The sequence below is a fragment of the Variovorax nivicola genome (assembly GCF_051216475.1).
Lineage (GTDB): Bacteria > Pseudomonadota > Gammaproteobacteria > Burkholderiales > Burkholderiaceae_C > Variovorax.
The window spans coordinates 102,347-126,924 of the sequence record NZ_JBPJZK010000001.1; the positions used below are offsets into that span (position 1 = coordinate 102,347).

Annotated in this window: 22 protein-coding genes; 11 read left to right on the plus strand and 11 right to left on the minus strand. The window is 67.4% G+C overall.

Annotation, left to right across the window (positions count from 1 at the left end; all coding sequences use genetic code 11):
• Nucleotides 1-4: 4 nt before the first annotated feature.
• Nucleotides 5-976 carry a Bug family tripartite tricarboxylate transporter substrate binding protein gene (locus ACSFBF_RS00510; RefSeq protein WP_435464397.1) on the plus strand — a complete coding sequence of 324 codons (972 nt, stop codon included), beginning with the start codon at nt 5-7 and terminating at the stop codon, nt 974-976.
• Here ACSFBF_RS00510 and ACSFBF_RS00515 read toward each other — a convergent pair.
• A complete protein-coding gene (locus tag ACSFBF_RS00515; RefSeq protein WP_435464398.1) occupies nt 963-1,937 on the minus strand; it encodes an aldo/keto reductase in 975 nt (324 codons plus the stop codon). The genes ACSFBF_RS00510 and ACSFBF_RS00515 overlap by 14 nt on opposite strands.
• Nucleotides 1,938-2,041: 104 nt before the next feature.
• Nucleotides 2,042-3,391, minus strand: coding sequence for a M20 metallopeptidase family protein (locus ACSFBF_RS00520; RefSeq protein WP_435464399.1), 1,350 nt, complete (start codon nt 3,389-3,391; stop codon nt 2,042-2,044).
• Between the two features lie 124 nt (nt 3,392-3,515).
• On the opposite strand from ACSFBF_RS00520, the gene ACSFBF_RS00525 reads away from it, so the two are divergent.
• From ACSFBF_RS00525 to ACSFBF_RS00545, 5 genes are all read left to right on the plus strand, one after another.
• Nucleotides 3,516-4,415, plus strand: a complete 900-nt coding sequence (locus tag ACSFBF_RS00525) for a LysR family transcriptional regulator (protein WP_435464401.1) — start codon at nt 3,516-3,518, stop codon at nt 4,413-4,415.
• A gap of 77 nt (nt 4,416-4,492) precedes the next feature.
• Nucleotides 4,493-5,302: a translesion DNA synthesis-associated protein ImuA gene (gene imuA, locus ACSFBF_RS00530; RefSeq protein WP_435464403.1), complete on the plus strand. Its 810-nt coding sequence runs from the start codon at nt 4,493-4,495 to the stop codon at nt 5,300-5,302.
• On the plus strand, nt 5,271-6,638 hold the full coding sequence (locus ACSFBF_RS00535) for a Y-family DNA polymerase (protein ID WP_435464404.1): 1,368 nt from the start codon (nt 5,271-5,273) through the stop codon (nt 6,636-6,638). The genes imuA and ACSFBF_RS00535 overlap by 32 nt, the downstream gene beginning before the upstream one ends.
• On the plus strand, nt 6,631-9,996 hold the full coding sequence (locus ACSFBF_RS00540; protein ID WP_435464405.1) for an error-prone DNA polymerase: 3,366 nt from the start codon (nt 6,631-6,633) through the stop codon (nt 9,994-9,996). The genes ACSFBF_RS00535 and ACSFBF_RS00540 overlap by 8 nt, the downstream gene beginning before the upstream one ends.
• Before the next feature lie 80 nt (nt 9,997-10,076).
• The gene (locus ACSFBF_RS00545) at nt 10,077-10,994 is read left to right on the plus strand and encodes a hypothetical protein (protein WP_435464407.1); all 918 of its coding nucleotides are present in this window, start codon (nt 10,077-10,079) and stop codon (nt 10,992-10,994) included.
• A 15-nt stretch (nt 10,995-11,009) separates the two neighbouring features.
• Here ACSFBF_RS00545 and ACSFBF_RS00550 read toward each other — a convergent pair whose 3' ends face one another.
• The 4 genes from ACSFBF_RS00550 to ACSFBF_RS00565 form a co-directional block, all read right to left on the minus strand.
• On the minus strand, nt 11,010-12,023 hold the full coding sequence (locus ACSFBF_RS00550; RefSeq protein WP_435464409.1) for a phosphotransferase enzyme family protein: 1,014 nt from the start codon (nt 12,021-12,023) through the stop codon (nt 11,010-11,012).
• A 33-nt stretch (nt 12,024-12,056) separates the two neighbouring features.
• Nucleotides 12,057-12,575: a 2'-5' RNA ligase family protein gene (locus ACSFBF_RS00555; RefSeq protein ID WP_435464410.1), complete on the minus strand. Its 519-nt coding sequence runs from the start codon at nt 12,573-12,575 to the stop codon at nt 12,057-12,059.
• Nucleotides 12,576-12,590: 15 nt separating this feature from the next.
• The gene (locus ACSFBF_RS00560) at nt 12,591-12,788 is read right to left on the minus strand and encodes a hypothetical protein (protein WP_258354282.1); all 198 of its coding nucleotides are present in this window, start codon (nt 12,786-12,788) and stop codon (nt 12,591-12,593) included.
• A 70-nt stretch (nt 12,789-12,858) separates the two neighbouring features.
• Nucleotides 12,859-14,133 carry an SGNH/GDSL hydrolase family protein gene (locus ACSFBF_RS00565; protein ID WP_435464411.1) on the minus strand — a complete coding sequence of 425 codons (1,275 nt, stop codon included), beginning with the start codon at nt 14,131-14,133 and terminating at the stop codon, nt 12,859-12,861.
• 108 nt (nt 14,134-14,241) lie between these two features.
• On the opposite strand from ACSFBF_RS00565, the gene ACSFBF_RS00570 reads away from it, so the two are divergent.
• The gene (locus ACSFBF_RS00570; RefSeq protein WP_435464412.1) at nt 14,242-15,153 is read left to right on the plus strand and encodes a LysR family transcriptional regulator; all 912 of its coding nucleotides are present in this window, start codon (nt 14,242-14,244) and stop codon (nt 15,151-15,153) included.
• On the opposite strand, the gene ACSFBF_RS00575 is transcribed toward ACSFBF_RS00570, so the two are convergent.
• Nucleotides 15,150-17,396 (minus strand): DUF6351 family protein, encoded by a 2,247-nt coding sequence (locus tag ACSFBF_RS00575; protein WP_435464413.1) that lies wholly within the window; start codon nt 17,394-17,396, stop codon nt 15,150-15,152. The genes ACSFBF_RS00570 and ACSFBF_RS00575 overlap by 4 nt on opposite strands.
• Nucleotides 17,397-17,468: 72 nt before the next feature.
• Here ACSFBF_RS00575 and ACSFBF_RS00580 point away from each other — a divergent pair, with 72 nt between their 5' ends.
• On the plus strand, nt 17,469-18,245 hold the full coding sequence (locus tag ACSFBF_RS00580) for a Crp/Fnr family transcriptional regulator (protein WP_435464414.1): 777 nt from the start codon (nt 17,469-17,471) through the stop codon (nt 18,243-18,245).
• Here ACSFBF_RS00580 and ACSFBF_RS00585 read toward each other — a convergent pair.
• A complete protein-coding gene (locus tag ACSFBF_RS00585; RefSeq protein ID WP_435464415.1) occupies nt 18,231-18,851 on the minus strand; it encodes a hypothetical protein in 621 nt (206 codons plus the stop codon). The two genes, ACSFBF_RS00580 and ACSFBF_RS00585, sit on opposite strands and share 15 nt — an antisense overlap.
• A gap of 37 nt (nt 18,852-18,888) precedes the next feature.
• A complete protein-coding gene (locus ACSFBF_RS00590; RefSeq protein ID WP_435464417.1) occupies nt 18,889-19,173 on the minus strand; it encodes a hypothetical protein in 285 nt (94 codons plus the stop codon).
• A 223-nt stretch (nt 19,174-19,396) separates the two neighbouring features.
• Here ACSFBF_RS00590 and ACSFBF_RS00595 point away from each other — a divergent pair, with 223 nt between their 5' ends.
• Nucleotides 19,397-19,879: a DUF4148 domain-containing protein gene (locus ACSFBF_RS00595; RefSeq protein ID WP_435464418.1), complete on the plus strand. Its 483-nt coding sequence runs from the start codon at nt 19,397-19,399 to the stop codon at nt 19,877-19,879.
• A 23-nt stretch (nt 19,880-19,902) separates the two neighbouring features.
• Here ACSFBF_RS00595 and ACSFBF_RS00600 read toward each other — a convergent pair whose 3' ends face one another.
• Nucleotides 19,903-20,640, minus strand: a complete 738-nt coding sequence (locus tag ACSFBF_RS00600; RefSeq protein WP_435464419.1) for a response regulator — start codon at nt 20,638-20,640, stop codon at nt 19,903-19,905.
• Between the two features lie 162 nt (nt 20,641-20,802).
• On the opposite strand from ACSFBF_RS00600, the gene ACSFBF_RS00605 reads away from it, so the two are divergent.
• Together ACSFBF_RS00605 and ACSFBF_RS00610 are read left to right on the plus strand one after the other, a co-directional pair.
• Nucleotides 20,803-21,165 carry a DNA-binding transcriptional response regulator gene (locus ACSFBF_RS00605; RefSeq protein ID WP_435464420.1) on the plus strand — a complete coding sequence of 121 codons (363 nt, stop codon included), beginning with the start codon at nt 20,803-20,805 and terminating at the stop codon, nt 21,163-21,165.
• 5 nt (nt 21,166-21,170) lie between these two features.
• Nucleotides 21,171-23,684, plus strand: coding sequence for an ATP-binding protein (locus ACSFBF_RS00610; protein ID WP_435464422.1), 2,514 nt, complete (start codon nt 21,171-21,173; stop codon nt 23,682-23,684).
• Nucleotides 23,685-23,701: 17 nt separating this feature from the next.
• Here ACSFBF_RS00610 and ACSFBF_RS00615 read toward each other — a convergent pair whose 3' ends face one another.
• Complete coding sequence (locus tag ACSFBF_RS00615) at nt 23,702-24,505, minus strand: alpha/beta fold hydrolase (RefSeq protein WP_435464423.1); 804 nt, start codon at nt 24,503-24,505, stop codon at nt 23,702-23,704.
• Nucleotides 24,506-24,578 lie beyond the last annotated feature (73 nt).

Consider the following 24,578-nt stretch of genomic DNA (forward strand, 5'->3'; position numbering starts at 1 on the left):
TTTCATGCGACGCAGAACCCTGACCATGGCAGTGCTCCCGGCTTTGGCGGCCGCGATGCTGCCCGGCGCGGCGGCCTGGAGTGCCGACGCGTATCCGAACAAGCCGCTGCGGCTGATCGTGGGCTTCGCGCCCGGCGGCGGCGCCGACGTGCTCACGCGCATCATCGCGGAGGGGCTGTCGAAGCAGCTCGGCCAGCAGGTGATCGTGGAGAACCGGCCCGGTGCCGATGGCGTGCTCGCGGCGCAGGCCACGTCGTCGGCCAAACCCGACGGCTACACACTGCTGATGGGCACCAACACCGCGATGGTGGCCGCTCCCACGCTGCGTCCGACGCCGCCCTACGACCCGTTCAAGGCCTTCACGCCGATCAGCTCGGCCGGGCAGTTCTCGATGTTCCTGGTGGTGCCGACGAGCCTGCCGGTGAAGAGCGTGAACGAACTGCTGGCAATGATCTCGGCCAAGCCGGGCGCCTACAACTCGGCATCGAGCAACAGCGCTTCGGAGCTCGCGATGCTGCAACTGCTGGGCGACCGCAAGGTGGTCAACGCGCGCTACAAGGGCGACATGCAGGCCATGACCGACCTGCTGGGCGGCCAGATCCAGATGATGTTCACCACCGGCACGCTGGCGCCGGGCTTCGTGAAGGAAGGGCGCATCCGCGCGCTGGTGACGCTGCTGCCGCAGCGCAGCGGCCTGCTGCCCGACGTGCCGACCGGCGGCGAGCTGGGGCTGGGCAAGCTCACCATCACGCCGTGGGCCGGCTTCTTCGGGCCGCCGGGGCTGCCGCAGGCAATTACCGACAAGCTCTCGCTGGAGCTGCAGAACACGCTCAAGCGGCCCGAGGTGCATGCGCAACTGGTGCAGCAGGGCTTCGAGGGCTACGGCATGAGCCCCGCGAAGTTCGCCGAGTTTTTCCGCACGCAGTACGACGCCTTCGGCGCCACCGTGCGGGAGCACAACGTCAAGTTCGAATAGCGGCGGCTTCGCGGCGCCAGAAGGCTGCATCGGGGAACGTGCCCGCGCCGGCCGCGGTGTTGTCGGCCATGTGCTCGGCGCGGCTGGTGCCCGGAATCGTGCAGGTCACCGCCGGGTGGCTCAGCACGAACTTCAGCAGCACCTGTGCCCAGCTGGTGCTGCCGATTTCGCCGGCCCACGCGGGCAGCGGCTTGTCGCGCAGCCGGCGCAGCAGGCCGCCACCGCCGAAAGGCATGTTGACGATCACCGCCACGCCGCGCTCGGCCGCGAGCGGCAGCAGGCGCTGCTCGGCCTCGCGCGAGTCGAGCGAGTAGTTGATCTGCAGGAAGTCGAGTTTTTCGCTGCGCAGCACGGCCTCGACTTCGTCGTAGGCCGAGGCCGTGTAGTGCGTGATGCCGATGTAGCGCACGCGGCCTTTCTCTTTCCAGCCGCGCAGCGTGGCGAGGTGCGTGCGCCAGTCGACGAGGTTGTGCACCTGCATCAGGTCCATGCGCTGCGTGCGCAGCCGCGCGAACGATTGCTCCATCTGCGCGATGCCGGCCTCGCGGCCCGAGGTCCAGACCTTGGTGGCGAGGAAGGCCTTGTCGCGCTGCTTCGCTGCGGCCAGCAGTTCGCCGGTGGTTTCCTCGGAGCGGCCGTACATCGGCGAGCTGTCGATCACCGTGCCGTCTGCCGCGAACAGGGCATCGAGCACGCCGGGAAGGCGCTTGTATTCCTCGCTGCCGGGGCGCTGGTCGAAGCCGATCCAGGTGCCGCAGCCGATCACGGGCAGGGCTTCCTGGGTGGAGGGGATGGGGCGGGTGTTCATCGTCTTCGTCGGCATGGGCTTGAGTGGCGGTTGCTGCTGCTGCTGCGCGAAGGATGGGACCACGGCCCCCACAGGCAGCGCCGCGAGGAGCCGCAGGAATCGGGCGCGGGAGAGACGCGGAACAGGCGCAGAGGGCAGGCCGGTGGATGTCATGGCGCGGAGCGGCCACCATACACCGCACCGCTGGATTCGCCAATCGGGGCCGCATCGCACCGGGCGCATCAGGCACAGATGGGGCCGCCCGGTCGCCGTCTGGTTCAGGTGCCGCTGGGCCGGTTCATGTACGTCAGCGTGCTGCCCACCAGTGCGCGCACGCCCACCCGCATCGCCGATTCGTCGATGACGAATTCCGACGAGTGGTTGGGCGCGCCGTGCTTGTCGCCGAAGGGCGAGGCGTTCAGATGCCAGAACACCACCGGGATGTTCTTGCCGAACGAGCCGAAGTCTTCCGAGCCCATGCTTGGCTGCGACTCGCGCGCCTTGCCCGCACCGGCCGCGGTTTCCAGCGCCTGCGCCACCACCTGCGTGGCTGCGGGATCGCTCACCAGCACCTCGTAGCCGGTGTCGATGGTCACCTCGGCGGTCAGGCCGTGGCTTTCGGCGATCTTCTGCGCCTTCAGCCGGATGTTGTCGTGCGCAATCTTCTGGTTCTTCTGCGACAGCGAGCGCACGGTGCCGGCAATCTCCGCCGTGTCGGGCAGGATGTTCACCCGGTTGCCGCTTTGCAGCAGCCCCACGGTCACGACGGTGGGGCCGTCGAGCGGGTCGATCTGGTGGCTCACGATGTTCTGCAGCGCCAGCACGATCTCTGCGGCCGCAATGGTGGGCTCCTTGGCGGTCCAGGGCGACGAGCCATGCCCGCCCTTGCCCTTGAGCGAGATCTTGAAGGCGTCGCCGCTGGCCATGAAACCGCCCCGCCGGTAGCTGATGGTGCCCGAGGGGCCGCGCGCATTGATGTGCTGGCCCATCACGATGTCGACTTTCGGGTTGTCGAGCACGCCGGCATTGACCATTGCAGGCGCACCGCTGAGCACCGGTCCCGGGCCTTGCTCCTCGGCCGGCTGGAACAGGAAAACCACGGTGCCTGGCAGTTCCGCACGCATTTTCGAGAACGCCTGCGCCGCGCCCAGCAGCATCGCGACATGGGTGTCGTGGCCGCAGACGTGCGACACCGGCACCTCGCTGTTCAGCCAGGGCGCCTTGTCGGTCGACTTGAAAGGCAGGTCGTTGCGCTCGAGAACGGGAAGCGCGTCCATGTCGGCGCGCAGGGCGACCACCGGGCCCGGCTTGCCGCCGCGCAGCACGGCCTTGATGCCGGTCTTGGCCACGCCGGACTGCACTTCGATGCCTGGCATCTTCGCAAGCGCGGCCGCGATGTAGGCGGCTGTCCGCACCTCCTGGTAGGAGAGCTCGGGGTGCTGGTGAATATGGCGGCGCCATTCGATCACCTGCGCCTCGGAGGCATCGGCCAGGGCCAGCGCGCGCGTAGCGAGCGCGTTGCCGTTACCGTTGCCGTTGCCGTTTTCCGGCGCGGTTTGGGCGAAGGCGGCACCGTTCAGGAAGCTGCCGGACAGCATCAGCAGGGCGAGGCGGGAGCGGATGTTCATGAGAGGCTCGTGCAAGGAATGTGAAAGAACCGCTGCGGACCATAGCTAAAGCCGGGGTGAAGGAAAAGATCCGAAAAACTGCAGAGCGATCAAAATTGCTGATCGCACACCCGACATACTCTTCATGAACTTGAAGCACCTCAAGATCTTCGAGGCGGTCGCCGAGGCCGGCAGCATCCGTGCCGCGGCACGCGGCTCCGCACTGACGCAGCCCGCCATGACCTACGCCATTCGCGAACTGGAGCAGAGCGTGGGCGCGCAACTGCTGGTGCGCAGCGCCAAGGGCGTGGTGCCGACCGAGATCGGACAGGCGCTGCTGCGGCGCGCGCGGCTGCTGTCGAACGAGGTGCGCCGCGCCGAAGAAGAAATCGCCCAGCTGCGTGACCGCGCGGGCGGCCTGTTGCGCGTGGCGTTCAGTTCGTTCGCGATGGAGCAATTGCTGCCGAGCGCGCTGCTGGACTTTCGCCGCCAGTGGCCCGGCGTGGCGCTTGAACTGCAGGAACTCAGCGGCGCCGACGTGAAGGGGCTGTGGGACCGCGGCGACTTCGATTTCGCGATCCTTGGCGAACTGGAGCCGGCGGCGGACGATGGTCTCCACCGCGAGGTGCTGCTGAACTTTCCGCTCACGGCCATTGCCCGCGCGGGCCATCCGCTGGCGCGGGTGCGATCGCTGGCGCGGCTGCAGGAGGCGATGTGGGTGGTGCCGCCGTATGGCGCCGAACTGCTGAAACGAAACTTCGCCGCCCTTGGCATGCCGGCACCGCGCGATGTCGTGATCTGCCATTCGTGGCAACTGGGCGCCACGCTCGTGCGCAAGGCCGATGCGTTGACGCTCGCCGGGGCGCCGGTGTTCGCGCACTCGACGGCGCGCAGGGGGCTGGTCGCTTTGCGGCTGGCGGACAAGCTGCCCAATGTGCATGTCTCGCTGCTCATGCGCGACCGTGCCTCGCTCACGCCCGCGGCGCAGGCTTTCTCGCAGGGGCTGCGTGCGGTGGCGCACGCGGTGCAGCCGTTGGGGCGCTGAAGAAGAAAAACAGAAAAACGGCTTTCTTGCCGTGACCCATGGAATACTGTATAAAAACACAGTTAACAGTCTTCACCATGGGCCTTCCTTTCCTCGACTCCTTTTCCGCTGCCGCAGGCCGTGGCGTCTGGCATGCCGACGAACTCGGCCTTGCCGACGCACAGGTCGTCGCCACCGGCCACGCCGCGCTCGACGCGCAGTTGCCGGGCGGCGGCTGGCCGGTCGGGGCGATGACGGAGCTGCTGCAGGCCGCGCCCGAGGCCCATGTCTGGCGGCTGCTACTGCCCGCGCTGGCGCAGGCGGTGCAGGTGCGGGGCGGGCCGGTGGTGCTGGTCGGCGCGCCTTATGAGCCTTGCGGGCCGTCGCTCGCGGCGCAGGGGCTGCCGGTGGAGGCCCTGATGTGGGTCCGCAGCGAGGCCCCGGCCGCGCGGCTGTGGACCTGCGAACAGGCACTGCGCTGCGCGGACATCGCCGCCGTCGTGGCCTGGCTGCCGCAGGCGCGGGTCGGCGAACTGCGGCGGCTGCAGCTGGCGGCCGCGCAGCACGAGGTGCTGCTGTTCGTGTGCCGGCCCGAATCGGTCGCGCTGTCGGCCTCGCCGGCGCGGCTGCGCATTCGGGCCGAGCGCTGCGAAGCGGATGCGTCGCAGATCGAGCTGCACATCCTCAAGCGCCGTGGCCCGCCGCTGGCCACGCCGGTGATGCTGCCGGCGCGCAACGAACGCATGACCGCATTGCTGGCCGCCGCCCGGCTGCGCCGCAAGCTGCGTCTGCAGCAGTTGGGCACGGTGCCGGCCGGGGAGGCGGCAACGTCGGCGACCGTGGTGCGCATCGACGCGTGGAAGGGAGGGGGCCCAGATGCACTGGATCGCCTTGCGGTGGTCGCCTGACGCCGACACGCCCGATGCCTCGACGCTGCCCACGCCCGAAGCCCTGGGCTGGTGGGCACTGCAGTACACGCCCCACGTCGCCTGGCAAGACGAGGCACTGATGCTCGAAGTCTCCGCCTGCGAGCGCCTGTGGGGTGGACGGTTGCAGCTGATGCGCCAGCTGCTGGCCGACAACCCCGCACCCGACGTCCGCATGCTGGGCGCGCAGGGCGCCACGAGCCTGATCGCGCTGGCGCGGCTGCGCCTGTTCGTTCGACAGGAAAAGCGCCCGCAGGACGTGCCGGCCGGGCTGCCGCTCGACACGCTGAGCGCCGCGCGCGAACACCTCGACCTGCTCGCGCGCCTGGGTTGCCGCACCTGGGGCGAGGTGGCGGCGCTGCCGCGTGGCGGCCTCACGCGGCGCTTCGGCTCGGGGCTGCGCGAGGCACTCGACGCCGCCTGGGGCCTGCGCCCCGAAAGCCATGCCTGGCTCACGCTGCCCGACGTGTTCGAGCAGAAGCTGGAGCTGCCAGCGCTGGCCGAGACCGTACCCGAACTCATGTGGTCGGCCAACCGGCTGCTGTCGGCCCTGCAGATCTGGCTGCGTGCCCGCCAGCGTGGCGCACGCGCACTTGAACTGGAGTGGACGCTCGATCTCAAGCGCTTCAACGGCGTGAATCTGCCGCCGCACCAGCAGGTCACCGTGCGCACGGCCGAGCCCACGCAGGACATGGCGCACCTGCGCCGCCTGCTGTCCGAAAAACTGGCCCTCACCACGCTGGCCGCGCCTGCGAGCTGGCTCAGGCTGCGCACGCTCGAAACCGATCCGTGGGCCGGCGCCAGCACCAGCTTTCTGCCGGAAGACAACCGCAAGGGCGACAGGCTGCACGAGATGGTCGAGCGGCTCAGCGTGCGGCTCGGAGCGCAGCAGGTGGTGGTGCCGTCGGCGCAGGCCGACCACCGGCCCGAGCGCAAGCAGGCATGGCGACCCGCGCTGCAGAAAGAGAAGAAAGAGAACGCGCCCGGCGACAAGGCCCGCAAGGAAGCAAAAGCCGCCAGGGCCGCGGCTTCGCAGCCCGACGCCATCTACCCGCCGTGGCTGCTGCCCGAGCCGCTGCTGCTCGAAATGGATGGCGAGCGCCCGTGCTATCGCGGCCCGCTGAGCAGGCTGATCGGGCCGCAGCGCGTAGAGACGGGTTGGTGGGGCGACAAGGAAGACGGCGGCCAGCCTGCGATGCGCGACTACTACGTCGCGGAAAGCCTCGAGGCCGGGCTGGTGTGGATCTTTCGCGAGCGGCCTGCCGCGCGCTTTTCTTCCGGCGAGGTGCGCTGGTATCTGCAGGGTTTCTATGCCTGACCTGAGCGGCAAGCAGAGCCGAGCTCGCATGCCCGCCAATGTGCATGTGCTCCCGCAGCGGTCCAGGCCGGTGCCGGGCCTGCCGGAATATGCCGAGCTGCACAGCCTCACGAACTTCAGCTTCCAGCGCGGCGCATCGACGCCCGAGGACATGGTGGAGCGCGCCTACCACCTGGGATACGAGGCCCTGGCAGTCACCGACGAATGCTCGGTGGCCGGGATCGTGCGCGCCCATGTCGCGTTGCGTGACCTGTCGGCGAAGCTGGATGCGCTCGAACGCGAGCACCCCGAAGCGCCGCCGATCCAGCGTCACCCCGGCTTCCGCCTGCTGTTCGGCAGCGAGTTCCGGTTCGAGCGCTTCAAGCTCGTGGTGATCGCGAACGACACCGAGGGCTGGGGCAACCTGTGCGAATTCATCACCGCTGCGCGCAACACCGAGCTGCCCAAGGGCGAGTACCGCGTGAGCTGGGAAGACAGCGACGTGGCCTCGCTGCAGCACTGCCAGATTCTTTTCGTGCCGCCGCGCAACCCCGGCGGTGCGATGGATGTCGCAACGCTGCACGAAGACCTGATGGCCGCCAAGGAGTTGTACGGCGAAAACCTCTGGTTGGCCGTGGAGCTGTTCAACGAACTCGACGACGACCTCTGGCTCGTCACGCTGATGCAGGCGGGCGAGGACGCCGGCGTACTGCTGGTGGCGGCTGGCGATGTGCACATGCACATGCGGTCGCAGAAGCCGTTGCACGATGTGCTGACGGCCGTGCGCGAAGGCAAGACCGTGGCCGAGTGCGGCTTTGCATTGCAGTCGAATGCCGAGCGGCATCTGCGGCAGCGGGTGCGACTGGCCGAGCTTTATTTGCCACCGATGCTCGCGAACACGCTGGTGGTGGCCGGGCGATGCGGCTTCGATCCGGAGGTGATCCGGGAGAACTACAAGTACCCGCTCGAAACCGTGGGCAGCCGCGAGACGGCCGCGCAAACGCTGGTGCGCAGGACGTGGGAGGGGGCGCTCAAGAAATATCCGCTCGAACGCTATGCCGGGGGCATTCCGGAGAGCGTGTGCCGGCGGGTTCAGAAAGAACTGGCCCTGATCCTCGAGCTTGAATACGAGATGTTCTTCCTTACGGTGGAGAACATCGTGAGCTTCGCTCGCTCACGGGAAATCCTCTGCCAGGGCCGTGGCTCGTCGGCCAATTCGGCGGTTTGCTACTGCCTGGGCATCACAGCGATCAACCCTGAAACGGGGCACCTGCTGTTTGAACGCTTCCTGAGCCGCCATCGCCGCGAGCCACCCGACATCGACGTTGACTTCGAGCACCAGCGGCGCGAGGAAGTCATCCAGTACATCTACGAGAAATACGGCCGCGACCGCGCCGCCATCGCCGCCGTCGTTATCTGCTACCGCGCGCGCAGTGCATTGCGCGACGTGGGCAAGGCCATCGGCATCGACGAACGGCTGATCGACGAATTCGCGAAGGACCATTACTGGTTCGACGAAACAGTGCTCGGCGAGCAATTGCGCCAGGCCTCGGCGCGCGTCGGTGTCGAGGAAGACGAGCTCAAGCTGATGCACTGGATCGAGATGACGCAGCGGCTCAAGGGCTTTCCGCGCCACCTGAGCCAGCACGTGGGCGGCTTCGTGCTCACGCACACGAAGCTCACGCGGCTGGTGCCGGTCGAGAAGGCCTCGATGAAAGACCGCTCCGTCATCCAGTGGGAGAAGGACGATCTCGAAGCGATGGGCATGCTCAAGGTCGATGTGCTCGCACTTGGCATGCTCAGCGCCATCCGCCGCGGGCTCGAGCACATGAACCGCTGGCGGGGCTCGACGCTGGAGATGCACCAGATACCGAGCGACGACCAGAAGGTATTCGACATGATCTGCGACGCCGACACCATCGGCGTGTTCCAGATCGAGAGCAGGGCGCAGATGTCGATGCTGCCGCGCCTGAAGCCGCGCACCTATGAAGACCTGGTGATCGAGGTTGCCATCGTGCGGCCCGGGCCCATACAGGGCGGCATGGTGCATCCGTATCTCAAGCAGCGGGAGCGGGTGCGCAACAAGCTGCCCATTCACTACGAGAAAGAAGAGCTGCGCCCCGCGCTGGAGCGCACGCTGGGCATCCCGATCTTCCAGGAGCAGGTGATGCAGATCGCGATGATCGCGGCCAAGTTCACAGCCGACGAGGCCGATCAACTGCGGCGCGCCATGGCGGCATGGAAGCGCAAAGGCGGCCTCGACAAATTCCACGACAAGCTCGTGAATGGCATGGTCCACAACGAATACCCCAGAGCATTCGCCGAAGCCATCTTCAAGCAGGTCATGGGCTTCGGCGACTACGGCTTCCCCGAAAGCCACGCCGCCAGCTTCGCGCTGCTGGTAACGGTGAGCAGCTGGCTCAAGAGCTACGAGCCGGCCTGCTTTCTCGCCGCGCTGCTCGATTCGCAACCGATGGGCTTCTACAGCCCATCGCAGCTCGTTCAGGACGCACGCCGCCATGGCGTCGAGGTGCGTCCCGTCGACGTCACGCGAAGCGAAATCGACACCACGCTCGAAGCCCGCGAACCCGATGCGCCGCGCATGCCGAGCGGCACCGACGCACGCTACGTCGATCGCCTCGGCAACGAGAACCAGCCCGCGGTGCGGCTGGGCCTGAACCGCATCTCGAGCCTCAGCAAGGGTGGCGCCGAGCGCCTGCTCGAAGCACGTGCCCAATCGCCTTTCACGAGCACCGAAGACCTCGCCCTGCGCGCCGAGCTCGACGGCAAGGACATGGCCGCGCTGGCTGCGGCCGATGCGCTGATGTCGCTCTCGGGCCATCGGCGCCAGCAGGTGTGGGACGCCACCGCGCAGCACCGGTCGCCGGCTCTGCTGCGGGGCGTGCCGATCAACGAACAGGCGCTGCTGCTGCCGGCCGCGCCCGAGGGCGAGGAGATCGTCGGCGACTACGCGGCGCTCGGCCTCACGCTGCGCCGCCATCCGCTCGCACTGCTGCGCCCGCGCCTTGCGCGCATGAAGCTCATGAGCGCGGCCGAACTGCGTTCGCTGCCCAGCGGCCAGACCGCGCGCGCCTGCGGCATCGTCAAGGGACGGCAGCGCCCACAGACCGCCAACGGCACCATCTTCGTCACGCTGGAGGACGAGACGGGCAACGTCAACGTCATCGTCTGGAGCCACGTCATCGAGGCCTGGCGCGAGCCGCTGCTCAAGTCGCACCTGCTCGCGGTGCAGGGCACATGGCAGCGCGACGACGACAGCGGCGGCAAGGTGCAGCACCTGATCGCCGCCGGCTTCAAAGACCTGACGCCGCTCATGGGCCGGCTCGCGCAGAGCAACACGAGCCGCGACTTTCATTGACGCGGGAAGGGAAGAACCGAATGCAACCGATCGTTCCATGCCTCGCGCCTTCCACGACTTTTCGCTAACCTGTTTCCGCCATGCCCGCATCCGCCGTTCTTGCCCCCATCGTCGCCACGCCCATCGGGCCGCCGCCACCAGCGCCCGATGTGCCCGTGCCTCCACCGCCGCCGCCCATGCCACCGCCGGAGGGCGATCCGCCACCAGTCGTGCCGCCCGTGACAGATCCTGGGTTTCCGCCACCCGTGGTGGAGCCTCCGCCAATGCAGAAGGCCGAGACGGCGGTGCCCTTCGGCAAGCCGCATGCGCGGCGCCTGCGCGAGATCTACCGCTCGGCCGGCTGGCCGTGCTGCGACACCATCGAAGTCGAACTGCTCGCCGGCGGCTATCTGGAACGCGTGCGCACGGTGCATGGCCACGAGACGTTGCGCGTGACCGACGCTGGCATTGCACGCATCGCCACCACGCTCACCATCAATCGGGCCGCGCTGTCGCCGCACGAAGCCCTGGTGGAGCGCGTGGCGCGCGAGATGACGCGCGGCGGCCGCATCGCATGGCGTGGCCTGGACCTGCGCGCCCGCCTGCCGCCGCTGGAAGAGGGCGGCAAGCCGCGCTGGTGCGTTGCGCGGCCCGATGTGTTCTCGATCCGCAATACCAGCGTCGAGGCTTATGCGCACCCCATCGTGCACGAGGTGAAGGTGAGCCGCGCCGACCTGCTGGGCGATTTGCGCAAGCCCGACAAGCGCGCGGCCTACCTCGATCTGGGCGGCGAGTGCTGGTACGTGCTGGGCAACGACGCAAAAGGTCGCTGCATCGCCAAGCCCGAAGAGGTGCCTGCCGAATGTGGCGTGATGGTGCTCGAGGGCGAACGCCTCGTGGTCGCGCGTGCGGCCGTGCATCGCGCATTCGATCGAATTCCGTTTTCAGTGTGGCTCGCGCTGGCCAAGGCGCAGCCGATTGCCGGATTCGAGGACGACGCGCAGGACATGCTGATCTGACGACCTCGGGCCGGGTCAGGTGATGTCGTCGTAGCTTCGGTGCGCGATGGCGACGACGTCGCCGGGCAGGAACTGGCTCTGCATCTGGCGCAGGCCTTCTTCACGGTCTTCCGCGCTGGCCGTGGCATCGAACATCTGGTCGCAGAATTCGAGTACGTCTTTCGCGATGCGTTCATAGCGGTAGTAGGCGAGGGCGACGAGGTCGATGTCTTTCGATCCGTAGCCTTCGTGGAACAGCGCTTCTTCCTGCGACTGGTTCCACACGTGACCGACACCGCCGCCGATGAACATCAGGTCGCGCTCCTTCGGCGCGAGGATGAGCGTGTCCCAGTCGACGATGGAAATGCGGTCGTTGTCGCCGACGAGAACATTGCCTGCGTGCAGGTCGGAGTGGCACAGCACCAACTGCGGCGGGCGTTCGAGCAGGATGGACGCGAGCTGCTCACTGCGGTAGACGACGGTGTCGATCTCTTCCGCATGCTCCTCCCAGAACGCGAAGAATCGCTTGACGATGTCGTCGCCCTTCACGCCGTTGATGAACCGGCGCTGGTAGCGGCGGACGCCTTCGCGCCAGTGGTGGGCGTAGTGTTCTTTGGGAAGACTGGCTGACAAGGTTTCGGGCAGCTCGGTGCGATGGATCGCGCCCAATGCGGCGCCGAGCACGGTCCATTGCCGGTTCGTCAATGCGCGCTCGAAACCGTTTTTGCCATCGAAGAAGGGATAGAGCGCCCAGTCGAAACCATGACTTTGCACACTCAGTTGGTGGCTCGTTGCTGGCAACGGCGCCATCACGGCTTCGATGCCTTTCTCGTGGTGAAGGAAGGCGGGGATTGCGACGACCGGCTGGTCGAAATCGCCTCTGCGCAGCTTGAGGAAGTACGCGGCGCCGTCACTCGCATCAATGCGAAAGACGGCGGAGTTCACATCCGCGCCGAGGGGCAGGAATTCGATGCGGGCGTCGTGCAGGCCGTAGGCATCGGCGAGGCATTGCGCGATGGTTTCGCGCGACAGATCGGGGGGCGTCAGCATGCGGCCACTGTAGCGCCGGACGAATGCCGCACCTCAGTGCAGAGGATAGGAGACCAGCGGTTCGTGGTGAAACGGATACGTGAAGTGCGAGCGGACCAGGCGGAACTCCGTTGCCGTCCAGCGAATGGGCTTCAGGGAGGGGGCTGCCGCATGCTCGGCCTTTCGTGCGATCGTGACGTGCGGCGTCCATCCGCGGATGCCGACACGAAGGGGAAAGCCGGCTCGGAGCAACGCGCGGCTGATGTCGTGCTGAAGGCACCGCAATCCTTCGTGCTCCGACGGCTGCACCACCGAGGCGTCGTTGGACCATGTGCAGGAGCGGTCGAGCGTGAGTTGCAGTGGCTGCATCGACACTTCGGCGAGTGCGGCGCGCAGACGCTGCTCGGCGTACCCCTGTTGATCGTCGAGGTATTGGAGCGTCAGGTGCAGGCGCTCTTCGGGCGGAAAAGAGCAGTCTCTGGGCCACCACCAGTCTTTGCGGTGCGCTTCGATTTCAGCCTGCACTTCGCTGGCAGGAAAAAGCCCGATCAGAAGCTTTCGGCGCGCGGCCATTGGGCGCTTGCTCCTTCAGGATTCAGACGGCCACCAGCTCTCGGCCGTCGTGCGGATGACGCGCGCTGCCTGGACGCGAATGTCGTCCTTGTCGCGAGTCACCTTGAAGGGCCAGGTCGAGATCCGGCCTGTGCGGGAGGGGGGCTGAAACTGGTGCAGCCTGGAGAAAAAAAGAGCCTGCGCAGTGGGCGCAGGCGGATTGGCGGTGGTCATCGTCGTCGCCTCGATTGTGTTCTTGGAGACGACGAATTTTAAAGAAATACTGTATTTATGTACAGTATTTTCAGGGCTGAGAAGGCCTGCCCAGCAGGGCATCCAGGTCGACGGCCGCCGCCATTGCCCTGTGACCAGCATCGCCCGGATGCAGGTGGTCGCCCGAGTCCATCGATGCCTTCAGCCGTGAGGGCCGGGCCGGGTCGCCCAGCACGGCGTCGAAGTCGACCACGGCGTCGAATGCACCGCCTTCGCGTATCCAGCGGTTCACGGCCTGGCGCACCTTGTCCTTCTCTGGCGAGTAGTGGCCTTCGAGCGGCGTGCCTTCCGGCGCGCGTTCGGTCGGTGCGATGGTGCCGGCCATGATGCGCACGTTGTGGGCGCGAGCCATCTCCGCCAGCTGCCGCAGGCCCTGGATGACGGCTTCCGCGCGCACGGCGGGTTCGTTCGGTGCGAACGGGCCACCGGGCCAGCCGATGTCGTTGGTGCCCAGCAGCACGATCATGGCGCGCACGCCCGGCTGGGCGAACACGTCTCGGCCCGTGCGCTCCAGGCCGGCGCGGCCCATGCCGTCCTTCAGCAGGCGGCCGCCGGAGATGCCGGCGTTCAGCACCGCGACATTGCGCCCCACCAGCCGCTCGGCCAGTGCGTCGGGCCAGCGGGTGTTGGTGCCGGGCGTCGAACCGTTGCCGTCGGTCAGCGAATCGCCGAGGGTGACGACGGTCGCCGGTGGCCTGGGTGTCTCGACGATCAGGCCGCTGACGTAGACGCGGGTGCTCCATTGCGTTGGCGCTGTCGGCAGGCGCGCGGCGCCGGTCAGGTCGCCATCGGCCACGTAGGCAGTCTGGCGCGCATCGAAGTGAAAGCCCGCAGGCTGGCTGGGCCGCGGCAGATAGAGAGACACAGCAACTTCGCCGAGAGCGGGCATGGCGATGTCCACCGGGTCGCTGACCAGCCGCGCGCCGGGCGGGATGGTGACATCGGCCTGCCCGCCGAAGCGCAGCGGCCGGTCGCTGCCCTCGATGACAGCCGAGCCTTCGGCATGCCGGGCCACGCGCGCCGCGCCGATGTACAGCGGCGCCACCCCGCCTTCGTTGCTGATCACCACGCGCAGCCGCGATCCGCCGATGCTCAGCCGCGCCACCTGGCGCACGGTCTGCCGGTTGAACTGGAAGGGCAGGCCGGTGGGCAGCACGAAGTCGCCGTTCCAGACAGGTTGCGTGCTGGCCATCCAGCTGGGGCTCCAGTAGGCCGTCGGTTCTGCTGTTGAAGTTGCGGCTGCGGCGGCCAGGGTGAGCGCGAGGGCGCCGTTGCGCAGGATGGAGGCGAGTGTCGGTGTGGTCACGAGAGGTCCTTGGATGAAAGCTGAAGCAAGGCCTCGACTTTCTTTCATGCGTATTCAGATGGGTAGACGGCAGAATGGCATCCAGACCATTCCATATTCGAATAAACCATGGACACCCTGCGCGCCCTCGAAGCCTTTGTGCATAGCGTGGAGCTGGGCAGCCTGTCGGGCGCGGCCCGCGCACTCGACACCACGCAGCCCACCATCAGCAAGCTGGTCGCGGGGCTGGAGCGTTCGCTCGGCGTGCGCCTGCTGCGGCGAACTGCTGCAGGCCTGAGCCTGACCGAGGAAGGGCAGCGCTTTCACGAGCGCACACGGCGCGTGCTGGAGGACTACGGCGACGCGGTGTCCGATGCGCGCGAAGGCATCCAGCGGCCGCGCGGCCTGCTGCGCATGAGCGCGCCGGTGACCATGGGCCAGCGGCATCTCAACGCGATGGCCGTGGAGTTTCTAGGCCTGTACCCGGACATCGAGTTGGAGCTGGTGCTCGACGACCGCTTCGTCGATCCGCTAGAAGAGCGCATCGACGTCTCGCTGCGCGTCGGCGGCGCCCTGCCGCCCGACCTGGTCGCCCGCCATCTTGGCTCCTGGCCGCGCGTGCTGATCGCCTCACCGGACTACATCGCGGCACGCGGCAAGCCGCGCAGGCCACAGGACCTGCTGGCGCACGACTATCTGCGTTATGCGGCGGGCGACGACGGCGTGCTGCTGCAAGGCCCCGACGGCCCCGTCACCGTGCCGGTGCGCAGCCGCTATCGGGTGAACAACGCGGTGGCTCTGCTCGACAGCGTGCTCGGCGGCGCCGGCATCTCGCTGCAGCCCACCTGGATGGTGGCCGACCTGCTCGCACAAGGCCGGCTGGTGCGTGTGCTCGGCCGTCACACCGGTCCGGCGCAAGAGGTGCACCTGCTGTATGCCCCGCGCCGCCACCAGCCGCTGCGGGTGCGCGTGCTGGTGGATTTCCTGGCCGAGCGGGTGGCGAAGCTGCCGGGCGCCTCCCGCCCGACTTCATCTCGCTAGTTCAGCGGCAGTCGCAAGAAGGTGCCGCGCAGCGCCTCCTGGCCCGCGCCGGGCTTGCTCCAGTCGCACACGCCGCTCGGGAAGATGGTCTGCAGGCGCGCAAGGTCGGCACCTGCAATGGTCACCGAGTAGTCCGCGGCGTTGACTGGCTTGAGCTGGCACTTGAGCACGTCGTTGACCAGCGGCGTGCCGGCAACGAGGCGCGGCGTGCTGAAGCGCGGGTACACCGCGTTGCAGCTGGCCACCGGGTCGGTCGACGCGGCTTCGTCGATGCGCGTGCCGCTCGCGTCCCAGCAGGCATCGTTCGCGCCAGCGGGCTTGTTGCGCACCACCTTGTCGATGGACGCTGCCGCCGTGTCGGCCGCCATGTTGTCCAGCCACTTGTTAATGAGGTCGAGCGAGGCCGACATGTAGTCGACGGGTGACTTCGACCCCAGCGTCCAGATGATCTGGTTGTCGCTGCGGCCGTTGGCGCGCTGCAGGCGGGCCCGGATGATCAGGTCCTGCATCGTGTCGTGGATGTCGCCCACCGCATCGGCATTGCCGCGCTGGGTGATGATCGGAATGTTCGCAAGGCCCGGCCCTTTGAAGCTGTTCTTGAAGCCGCCCGCATAGGTGAGCTTCAGCGCGTCGGGGTCTGCCTCGGAGCGCGCCGCCTGCGTGTTGCCGTCGCCGTCGTAGCCGCCGACCTTCTGGTTCAGATCGAGGAATTCCGTTACCGAGATGGCGCCGCTGTTCAGCGCAGCCAGGCCGTACTGCACGCCGATGTTGTCCATCGGCCGCCGCGCCTCCTGCGTGCCGGGGCGCTTGCCGAGCAGGTTCACGTTGGTCTGGAACAGGTCGCAGCGGATGCCGTTGGGGTTGGTCGCGCGGTTGAACACGTTCGACACATTGGCCGCTTCGAGAAAGCCGCAGCCCACCGTGTTGTCCGACTTGATGATGCTCGCGAAGGACAGGTCCCAGCTCGTGCAGGTGTTGGTGTTGAAGCCGTTCACCGCGTTCTGCTTGGCTGTGGTCCAGGTGGCGGTGTCGAGCTTGTAGACGTTGTTGAGCAGCCGGCACTCCATCACCTCGGGCATCAGCGTCTCGGGGAAGGACACGATGGGCTGGATGCCGTCGAGCAGACCCGGGTAGAGCTGCGCGATCAGGTATTGCTGGATGGCACCGCCAGAGCCACCGAAGCCGACCGTCCACTTGGGCACGGCGCCGAATTCCTCGATGACGTGCTCCTTCAGCATCATCAGCGTTTCGCCTTGCAGGTGCGGATTGGCGTGCTGGTTGTTCCAGAGCTCGGTCGAGTTCATGAAGGCGAATCCGCGCGAGAGCTGGATGTGGCCCACGTCGCCGAGGATCGTCTCGATGGGATGCACGCCCTGGTTGTACTGGGCGGAGCCGCAGCAGTCGAAGTACACGACGAGCTTCCTGTTCCAGCCTGCGCCGGGCTTCCAGGTGGCGGGCGCGTCCTTGGCGGGGTTGTCGAGCACCGCGAGCCGGTACACACCGCGGTTGATGGTGCCGGACTCCACACGCACGATGTAGGGCACGGTGTTGCCGTCATTGGTGGTGGTGTTCACCAGGTCGGCCGGGCGCGGGCCCGTGGGGTCTGTCAGCGGCAAAAAGGTGTTGGCCTTGGTGCGGTAGTACCAGACCACCTGCGTCGCGGCCGAGCAGTCGGCGTCGAGCGGCGAGCCCAGGCCGTTCTGCACCGTGCGGCATTCGTAGGGCGAGATGTGCGGGCCCGACAGGATGGGCCCGGTGATGGGGTAGTTGACCAGCTTCGTTTCGGTGCGCTGCGCGGCGTTGTCGGCGTTGCTGACCACCAGCGTGTTGCTGCTGCCCGTGGTGCTGGAAGCATCCGTCGTGAGCCCGGTGACGAGGCCGCGAAGTACGCGGGCCGTGCTGTCGGCCACTGGCACCTGCGAGCTCACGTCTTTGCCGTTCAGGCTCACGCGCACCTTGTCGAGCGCCACGCCAACGGGCGCGGTGATCTCGATCAACGAGTCGCCGCCGCTGACCATGTCGGGCGACGACGAGAGCGTCTTTACCTGGAACGCGGCGGGCGTCTGCGTCGCGGGCGGCGGGCTGGCGCCGGGAATGAACGAAAACCCCGATCCGCCGTCGGAGCCTCCGCCGCATCCCGCGACGAGCAGAGCTCCTGCCATTGCAAGACCCGCGGCAAGGGCGCGGGGCCGGCGCGGCCACGGAAAAACCCGCTTGTGCGGGCGACGGGGTGTAGCGAACATGGACGTCTCCTGTGTTGTATGTCTTGAAAGAATACGAATGGACGTTCCGGGGCGCGGTCGTTGCGACGACACATGACGCGCGAATTGCTACAGGTAATCCCTGATTCACCCAGCGAGCCTTTTTCTTCTTCCTCCGCTGCGCAGGTGCTGGAGGAGACGGTGCGGCGCTCCAAATGGGCGTCGGCCCTGTCGCCGGCTGACCTCGAACACGTGCTCGGCAGCATGCAGGAACGGCAGTTCGCCAGCGGCGGCTGCATTGCGCGCGCCGGCGAGCCGGTCGAGCACTGGATGGCGCTGATCGATGGCTTCGCAAAGATGTCGGTCGCATCCGAAGACGGACGGGTCTCTACCCTCACGGGCGTGTCGGCCGGTGTGTGGTTCGGCGAAGGCTCGTTGTTCAAGCATGAGGCACGCCGCTACGACGTGTTCGCGCTGCGGCCCACGCGCGTGGCGCTGATGCCGCGCCGCACCTTCGAATGGCTGCGCGGCACCAGCGTGCCGTTCAACCACTATCTGCAGGAACTGCTCAACGCGCGGCTCAGCCTCTTCATCGGCGCGCTGGAGCACGAGCGCCTGCTCGACACCGACGCCCGCGTTGCGAACTGCCTGGCGAGCCTGTTCAACCCGGATCTGTATCCCGATGCCCCGCGCTTCCTGGAAGTGGGGCAGACAGAGATCGGGCTGCTCGCGAACGTGTCGAGGCAGCGCGTGAATGTTGCGCTGCAGCGCTTTCAGGCGCTGGGACTCATCCGCCTCGAAAAGCGCGGGCTGACGGTGCTCGACCTTGGCGGCTTGCGCGGCTACAAGGCACAGGGCGTCCTGCCGCTGCGCCCTTCAGGTGCTGCGTAGCTGGCGTGTGCCGACCGGCGTGTCGGGGCCGGTGCGCACATTGCGTTCGATGAACTCGCGCGCAATGGCTTCCACGTTGGCAGGAGCCGGCGCGTTGAAGGACATGCGGTACTTCAGCAGCCTGCCGTTGCGCACCGCGAGGTAGGTGAACGAGTCGTAGGCCTTGCTGTCCTTTGCATGCACGAGGCGGAACGAGACGGTGCGGAAAGTCAGCCCTTCGATGCGCACATCGCGGGTGGGGCCGATCCTGGCGCTCGCGTACGCGCCCTGGGCGGTGGCGCGCTGCACCTCGGCGATGGTGCTCTTGAAGTGCTCGTCGAATTGCGGGTCGTCCACGCCCGGTTGCCAGGCGCGCTTCATGTCGTACACGTAGACATCGATCCAGCCGATGCTGCTCTCGAAGCGGTGGCTGTTGCCGAGGCCTGCATTCAGTGCCTCATAAGACTTGGAGTTGATGTAGCGCCACTGCACGCCCGTGGGCGGGGTTGGCGCCGACTCGGCGGCGGGCGGCGTTGCAGCCGTTGATCCTGTGGCCGGCGCCGTGCTCGGTGCGCTCGCGCAGGCGCAGAGCAGGGCGGAGAGGAGCAGGGCGAACAGCAGTTTCATGGGCTGGTCCTGGAGTCGGGGAGAAATAAGAGGCAGGTCAGTCGAGGCGGATCTCGAAGTAGGCCTCGTCGGCTTCACCGAGTGCGCGAAAGCCGGCGGTCTTGGCGGCTTCGTAGGCCTTGGCCCAGGTGGCGGCCAGCGCAAGCTCGTCCTTGCTGAGTTCGTCGGCGCTGGACTCGCTGGCGTTCTCGAAGGCCTTCAGCGCGGCCTCGACGCTGTCGCCCAGCAGCTTGTCGAGTTCGCGGCGAAAGCGCGACTCCGCAGTGGCGATGACGTCGGCCGGGGCGTCGGGAAAGTCGACCAGTTTCACGGTGTAACTCATGGCCGGGATGCTACGTGATTTCATCTGAAATCATTCCCGCGTCATCTGAATCAGGGACGGCGTGCGCGTAATTCGAGCGCAACTCACGCCTCGCAAAGTCGAACCCGAGACGAGCACCGCTACCGGTGCCTGGATCACCAGGTGTTGACTCGGGGCTTGCCGGATGCGTGTCTGCCGGCGCGACCTCTTCCATTTTTTTCAGATGCGCAAGAAGGAATCGATCATGAAGAAACTCAATGCCGCCATGTCTGCTCTTGCCGCGGTCGTGATGCTTGCCGCCGCTGGCGGTGCTTCGGCACAAAGCCTGACCCGCGCCGAAGTCGTGGCTCAACTGAAGGCTGCCCAGTCCAGCGGACAACTCGCCGCTCTGACGGGCGAAGACAGCGGCTCCGCCTATCTGTCGCGCCACTTCCAGCCGAGTGAATCGCGCTCGGAAGTAACGGCCGAACTGGCACAGGCCAAGGCCGACGGCTCGCTCGGCGTGCTGAGCGCCACCGACAGCGGCTCGGCCTACCTGGCGCGCAACTTCAAGTCGACCGAATCGCGCGACGAGGTCAAGTCGGAGCTGGCTGCGGCCGAGAAGAGCGGGCACTTCGACGCGCTCTATGGCCAGGACAGCGGCTCGTTCTATCTTGCGCACGGCGGGAATGTCGCGGCAACGAACAACGCTGTCGCGATGGCCACGCCGCAGACTCCGGCGCAGTGAGCGCAGGGTCGACGCGCCGGCCTTCAGCTCAGCGCGTCGACCTGGGTATCGAACACGTAGCCCGCCCCACGTTCGGTGCGAATGAACTGTGGCGACGAGGCATCGATTTCGATCTTGCGCCGCAGCCGCAGGATCTGCACGTCGATCGACCGGTCGTACACCTCGGCGCCATGCAGGCGCGAGAGCTCGAGCAACTGGTCGCGCGAGAGCACGCGCTGCGGCGCCTCGCACAGCGCCAGCAGCAGGTTGAATTCGCCGTTGCTCAGCTCCACCCGCCGGCCGTCCGGTGCGGTGAGGCGGCGCACCAGCACGTTGAGCTCCCAGCCCGCGAAGCGATAGGCCCGGCGCTCCGTACCCTTGACTGGCGCGGTGGCAGCGGCGTCGCGCTGCACCTGGTAGCGCCGCAGCACCGCGCGGATGCGGGCGAGCAGCTCGCGGTTGCTGAAGGGCTTGGTGATGTAGTCGTCAGCCGCAATCTCCAGACCCATCACGCGATCGGCCTCGTCGCGCTTGCCGGTCACGATGATGACGGGAATGGTGCTGGTCTCGCGCAGGTGTCGTGCCAGGTGCATGCCGTCTTCGCCGCCCAGCCGCAGATCGAGCACCACCAGGTCAATGACCGACTCCTGCAGCGCCTTTTTCATCTCGGCGCCCGAGACCGCTGTGGTCACGCGCAGCTCGTTCTCGGTGAGGTACTCGGCCATCAGCTCCCGAATGGCCGGATCGTCATCGACGACGAGGATGTGGTGGCTGGAGCTCATGGAGGCGAAGGGTAATGCAACTTCGCTGCGTCCGGCGTACGGCCGGGTTACAGATGAAATGCTCGCCCCACGGCCGACATGACGGCGGCATCCGCGGCAGCGCCAATGGACCCATGGCCGCAATGGGTGCGGCCCGCAACAACCGCCCGTGTTGGACTGACCATGCTGACCGTCGTCGTGATCGAGGAAGATAGCGCCATGCGAACGCTGATTTGCGAGTGGCTGCGGGATGAAGGCTATGCCGTGCGTGGCCTCTCTCTGCAGAGCGCCGCGCCGGCTTCGGGCGTCGATCTCGTGATCGTCGACGTGCCCGATTTCCGCTCGCGCGGTGCGCAGACCGTGAACGCGGTGCGCGCCCGGTACCCGCATTCCGTGCTCATCGGCCTTTCCACCCAGTTGGGCCGCAGCCTGCACGGCGACTCCCATGCCGCGCGTGCCCTGAGGCTGAGGCGTCTGGTCGCCAAGCCCTGTGCGCGTGGCGAATTGCTCGACGCCGTGGCCGCGGCGATCGGCGTGGTGCGTTGAACGGCATGAAGGCTGCAGACCGCTTGCGCCACCGCATCGTCGCTGTCGGTGCGCTGCTGATCGTCGCCTGCGTCGGCTCCGCGGGCTACGACGGATGGCGCCTGCACCAGCAGATCATGATGGCCAACGAGCGCGAGCTGGGCAACCTGTCCAAGGCGCTGGCCGAGCAGTCGTTGCGCAGCCTGCAGGCGGTCGACGTGGTGCTGCGCGACGCCGCAAGCTGGTACGAGGCGGGCGGTGCGCGCCTCGACCCGCAGGCCGTGTCGGCGGCGCTGGCCTCGCGCACCGTGGGTGTGCCGCAGGTGAATGTGCTGACGGTCATCGACGCGCAAGGCATGCAGCAATACCGCTCGCGCAACACGGGCACCCCGCTCGCCGATGTGTCCGACCGGCCCTACTTCACCGTGCAGCGCGATGCGCCGGGTGTGGGCCTTTTCATCAGCAAGCCGATGGTCACCCGAACCGAAGGGTTGGCGGGCCTGGTGGTTTCGCGCCGCATCGACCGGCCGGACGGATCGTTCGCCGGTGTCGTCACGGCCATCGTCACGCTGCAGCACCTCGAAGGCATGTATTCCGCCATCCGGCTCGGCGAACGCAGTTCGCTGCTGCTGACGCTGAGCGACGGCACGCTGATCGTGCGGCAGCCCGGCGCCGATGACCCGAAGAGGCAGCAGAGCTTTCCCGGCCTCGCGGCGCTGAAGGAAGGGGGTGTGGTGGCGCACGCCGTCGACCCCATCGACGGGCGGCGCAAGCTGATCTCGGCGGTGGACGTGGGCAAGCGGCCGCTGATCCTGGCCATCATGCGCGACGAGGACTATGCGCTGCGCCCCTGGTACGACGAGATGTTGAGCTCCGGCATCCGCACGGTGCTGCTGATCCTGCTGGTGGTGCTCACCATCGTCGGCCTGCTGCGTCAGTTGCGCCGGCAGGAGCGCGGCGAGCAGGCGCTGCGCCAGAGCGAAGAGCGCTACGCCATGGCCATGGAGGCTGCGAACGAAGGCCATGCCGAATGGAATTTTGCGCACAACACGGTGTTCGTCTCCGACAAGTGGCGGGCGCTGCACGGCGTCGATGCGTCAGCGCCGCTGGGCACGCCGGCCGATGTGCTGCGCCATGTGCAACTGCATCCCGAGGACGCTCCGCACGCCAGGGCGGCCATCGAAGACCACCTGGCCGGGCGCACGCACGCCATCGAACTCGAATACCGCGTGCGCCATGCCGACGGCAACTGGCGCTGGATTCATGCCCGCGGCCGCTGCGTGCGCGACGAGGCCGGCGCGGCGCTGCGGCTGTTCGGCGCAGCGACCGACGTCAGCGCCCGCAAGCTCGCCGAGGCGGACAAGGCCCGGCTCGAAACACGCCTGCAGCAGACGCAGCGGCTCGAAGCGCTCGGCACGTTGTCGGGCGGCATCGCGCACGACTTCAACAACATTCTGGGCGCGATCCTCGGCTTCGGCGAGATGGCGCAGCAGCAGGCCCCGGCCGGCAGCGCGATGCGCCGGCACATCGACCGCGTGATGCAGGCAGGTGCGCGCGCGCGGTTGCTGGTGCGGCGGATTCTCGACTTCAGCCGCAGCGGCGTTGCCGAGCGCGTGCCGGTCAACATGCAGGCGCTGGTCGAAGAGGTGATCTCGATGCTCACGCCAACGCTGCCGCCGGGTATGCGCGTGGATGCGCGGCTGCAGTCGGGCAGCGTAGCCGTGATGGGCGACGGCACGCAGCTCTACCAGGTGGTGATGAACCTCTGCACGAATGCCGTGCAGGCCATGAGCGAGCAGGGCGTGGTAAGCCTGCGGCTCGACCGCATGGACATCGCGCAGAAGCGCGCGCTGCTGCACGGCGACATCGAGGCCGGTTCGTATGTCTGCCTGGAGGTGGGCGACACCGGCCCCGGCATTCCGCCCGAGGTGTTGCCGCGCATGTTCGATCCTTTCTTCACCACCAAGAAGGTTGGCGAGGGCACAGGGCTGGGCCTGTCGGTGGTGCACGGCATCGTGGCCGACCTTGGCGGCGCCATCGACGTGACGACCGGCAACGGCCGGTCGACGGTGGTGTCGGTGTGGCTGCCGGTTCTCCAGGGCCAGGCGATGGACGGTGGGCCGGAGCAGGCGCCGCTGGACACCGTGAAAGGCTGCCCGCGCGGCAACGGCGAGGTCGTGATGGTCGTGGACGACGAGCAGCCGCTGCTGGAACTGGCCGAAGAGATTCTTGCGAGCCTGGGCTACGAGCCGGTGGGTTTCGGCACCAGCGAGCGTGCGCTGGCTGCGTTCGAGGCCGATCCGCAGCGCTTCGACGCCGTGCTCACCGACGAGATGCTGCCGGGCATGCCGGGCAGCGAACTCGCGCGGCTGCTGCTGGCGCAGCGCCCGGGGCTGCCGGTGGCGCTGATGAGCGGCAATGTCAATGTCTCGCTGGAGCAGCGCGCCCGCAGCGCAGGCGTGACGGTGCTGCTGCACAAGCCGCTGGGCCTTCAGGAGCTGGCCGAATGCATGTCTCGCCTGATTGGCGACGGCTCCTGAAGTCCGGCGCCTTCACTTCAAGCATTGCTCCGCGCGGCCTCCAGGATCAGGTGCGAGATCTCGTCGGGATGGGAAATCAGCGAGAGGTGGCTCGCGGGCAGTTCGATCGTCTTCGCGTTCATCCGCTTCGCGAGGAATCGCTCCATGTCCGGCGAGATCGTCCGGTCGTTGGTCGACACGGCATACCACGACGGCTTGGAGCGCCAGGCGGCCTGCGTCGTGCGCGATGCAAACAGCGTGTCGGAGATGCGCCCCTGCACCGCGTAGAGCACGCGCGCCTTGACCGGATCGAGGTCGCCCGCGAAGTCGCGAAGAAAGGCTTCTTCGCTCAACTGGGCAAATCCGTTCGCCTTGACAAGGCCGGCGCTCGCAGGCGGCGTGGGGAATTTCGCGGCCAGGGCGCCATAGTCTTCGCCGGCGTCGGGTGCGCGCGCGGCCACGTAGACGAGCGCGGCAACCTTGTCGTCGACTCCCGCCTCGCTGATGACCATTCCGGCCCACGAATGGCCGACGAGGACCGTCGGGCCGTCCTGCAGCGCGAGGATGCGGCGCGTGGCCTCGACATCGTCCGCAAGCGAGGTCAGGGGATTCTGGACAGCGGTGGCGTTCAGCCCTGCCTTCTGCAGCCGGGCAATCACTTCGGTCCAGCAGGAGCCGTCCGCATAGGCGCCGTGAACCAGCACCACGTTCCGGATGCCCGAGGCGGTGGCCGCACCGGAGATCTTCGAAGTCTTGGTGGCCGCTTGCGCGATGCTTGGGCCGGAGAGAGCTGATGCGGCGGCACCGGCTGCGAGGATGGCTGCGAAAGAGCGTCGATTCATGATGTGTGTTCTTCGTCAAGGTTGGTTGAGAAGCCATCGACTGTCTGCCGCGTGCGTTGCGCATGAGTTGCGG

Coding starts and splice junctions, on each gene's coding strand:
- ACSFBF_RS00580 (WP_435464414.1), top strand. CDS start 17,469: ATGACGCGCGAATTGCTACAGGTAATCCCTGATTCACCCAGCGAGCCT.
- ACSFBF_RS00550 (WP_435464409.1), bottom strand. CDS start 12,023: ATGCTGACGCCCCCCGATCTGTCGCGCGAAACCATCGCGCAATGCCTC.
- ACSFBF_RS00595 (WP_435464418.1), top strand. CDS start 19,397: ATGAAGAAACTCAATGCCGCCATGTCTGCTCTTGCCGCGGTCGTGATG.
- ACSFBF_RS00535 (WP_435464404.1), top strand. CDS start 5,271: ATGCACTGGATCGCCTTGCGGTGGTCGCCTGACGCCGACACGCCCGAT.
- ACSFBF_RS00605 (WP_435464420.1), top strand. CDS start 20,803: ATGCTGACCGTCGTCGTGATCGAGGAAGATAGCGCCATGCGAACGCTG.
- ACSFBF_RS00520 (WP_435464399.1), bottom strand. CDS start 3,391: ATGAACATCCGCTCCCGCCTCGCCCTGCTGATGCTGTCCGGCAGCTTC.
- ACSFBF_RS00570 (WP_435464412.1), top strand. CDS start 14,242: ATGGACACCCTGCGCGCCCTCGAAGCCTTTGTGCATAGCGTGGAGCTG.
- ACSFBF_RS00575 (WP_435464413.1), bottom strand. CDS start 17,396: ATGTTCGCTACACCCCGTCGCCCGCACAAGCGGGTTTTTCCGTGGCCG.
- ACSFBF_RS00510 (WP_435464397.1), top strand. CDS start 5: ATGCGACGCAGAACCCTGACCATGGCAGTGCTCCCGGCTTTGGCGGCC.
- ACSFBF_RS00585 (WP_435464415.1), bottom strand. CDS start 18,851: ATGAAACTGCTGTTCGCCCTGCTCCTCTCCGCCCTGCTCTGCGCCTGC.
- ACSFBF_RS00615 (WP_435464423.1), bottom strand. CDS start 24,505: ATGAATCGACGCTCTTTCGCAGCCATCCTCGCAGCCGGTGCCGCCGCA.
- ACSFBF_RS00590 (WP_435464417.1), bottom strand. CDS start 19,173: ATGAGTTACACCGTGAAACTGGTCGACTTTCCCGACGCCCCGGCCGAC.
- ACSFBF_RS00600 (WP_435464419.1), bottom strand. CDS start 20,640: ATGAGCTCCAGCCACCACATCCTCGTCGTCGATGACGATCCGGCCATT.
- ACSFBF_RS00555 (WP_435464410.1), bottom strand. CDS start 12,575: ATGGCCGCGCGCCGAAAGCTTCTGATCGGGCTTTTTCCTGCCAGCGAA.
- ACSFBF_RS00540 (WP_435464405.1), top strand. CDS start 6,631: ATGCCTGACCTGAGCGGCAAGCAGAGCCGAGCTCGCATGCCCGCCAAT.
- ACSFBF_RS00545 (WP_435464407.1), top strand. CDS start 10,077: ATGCCCGCATCCGCCGTTCTTGCCCCCATCGTCGCCACGCCCATCGGG.
- ACSFBF_RS00610 (WP_435464422.1), top strand. CDS start 21,171: ATGAAGGCTGCAGACCGCTTGCGCCACCGCATCGTCGCTGTCGGTGCG.
- ACSFBF_RS00560 (WP_258354282.1), bottom strand. CDS start 12,788: ATGACCACCGCCAATCCGCCTGCGCCCACTGCGCAGGCTCTTTTTTTC.
- ACSFBF_RS00525 (WP_435464401.1), top strand. CDS start 3,516: ATGAACTTGAAGCACCTCAAGATCTTCGAGGCGGTCGCCGAGGCCGGC.
- ACSFBF_RS00515 (WP_435464398.1), bottom strand. CDS start 1,937: ATGACATCCACCGGCCTGCCCTCTGCGCCTGTTCCGCGTCTCTCCCGC.
- imuA (WP_435464403.1), top strand. CDS start 4,493: ATGGGCCTTCCTTTCCTCGACTCCTTTTCCGCTGCCGCAGGCCGTGGC.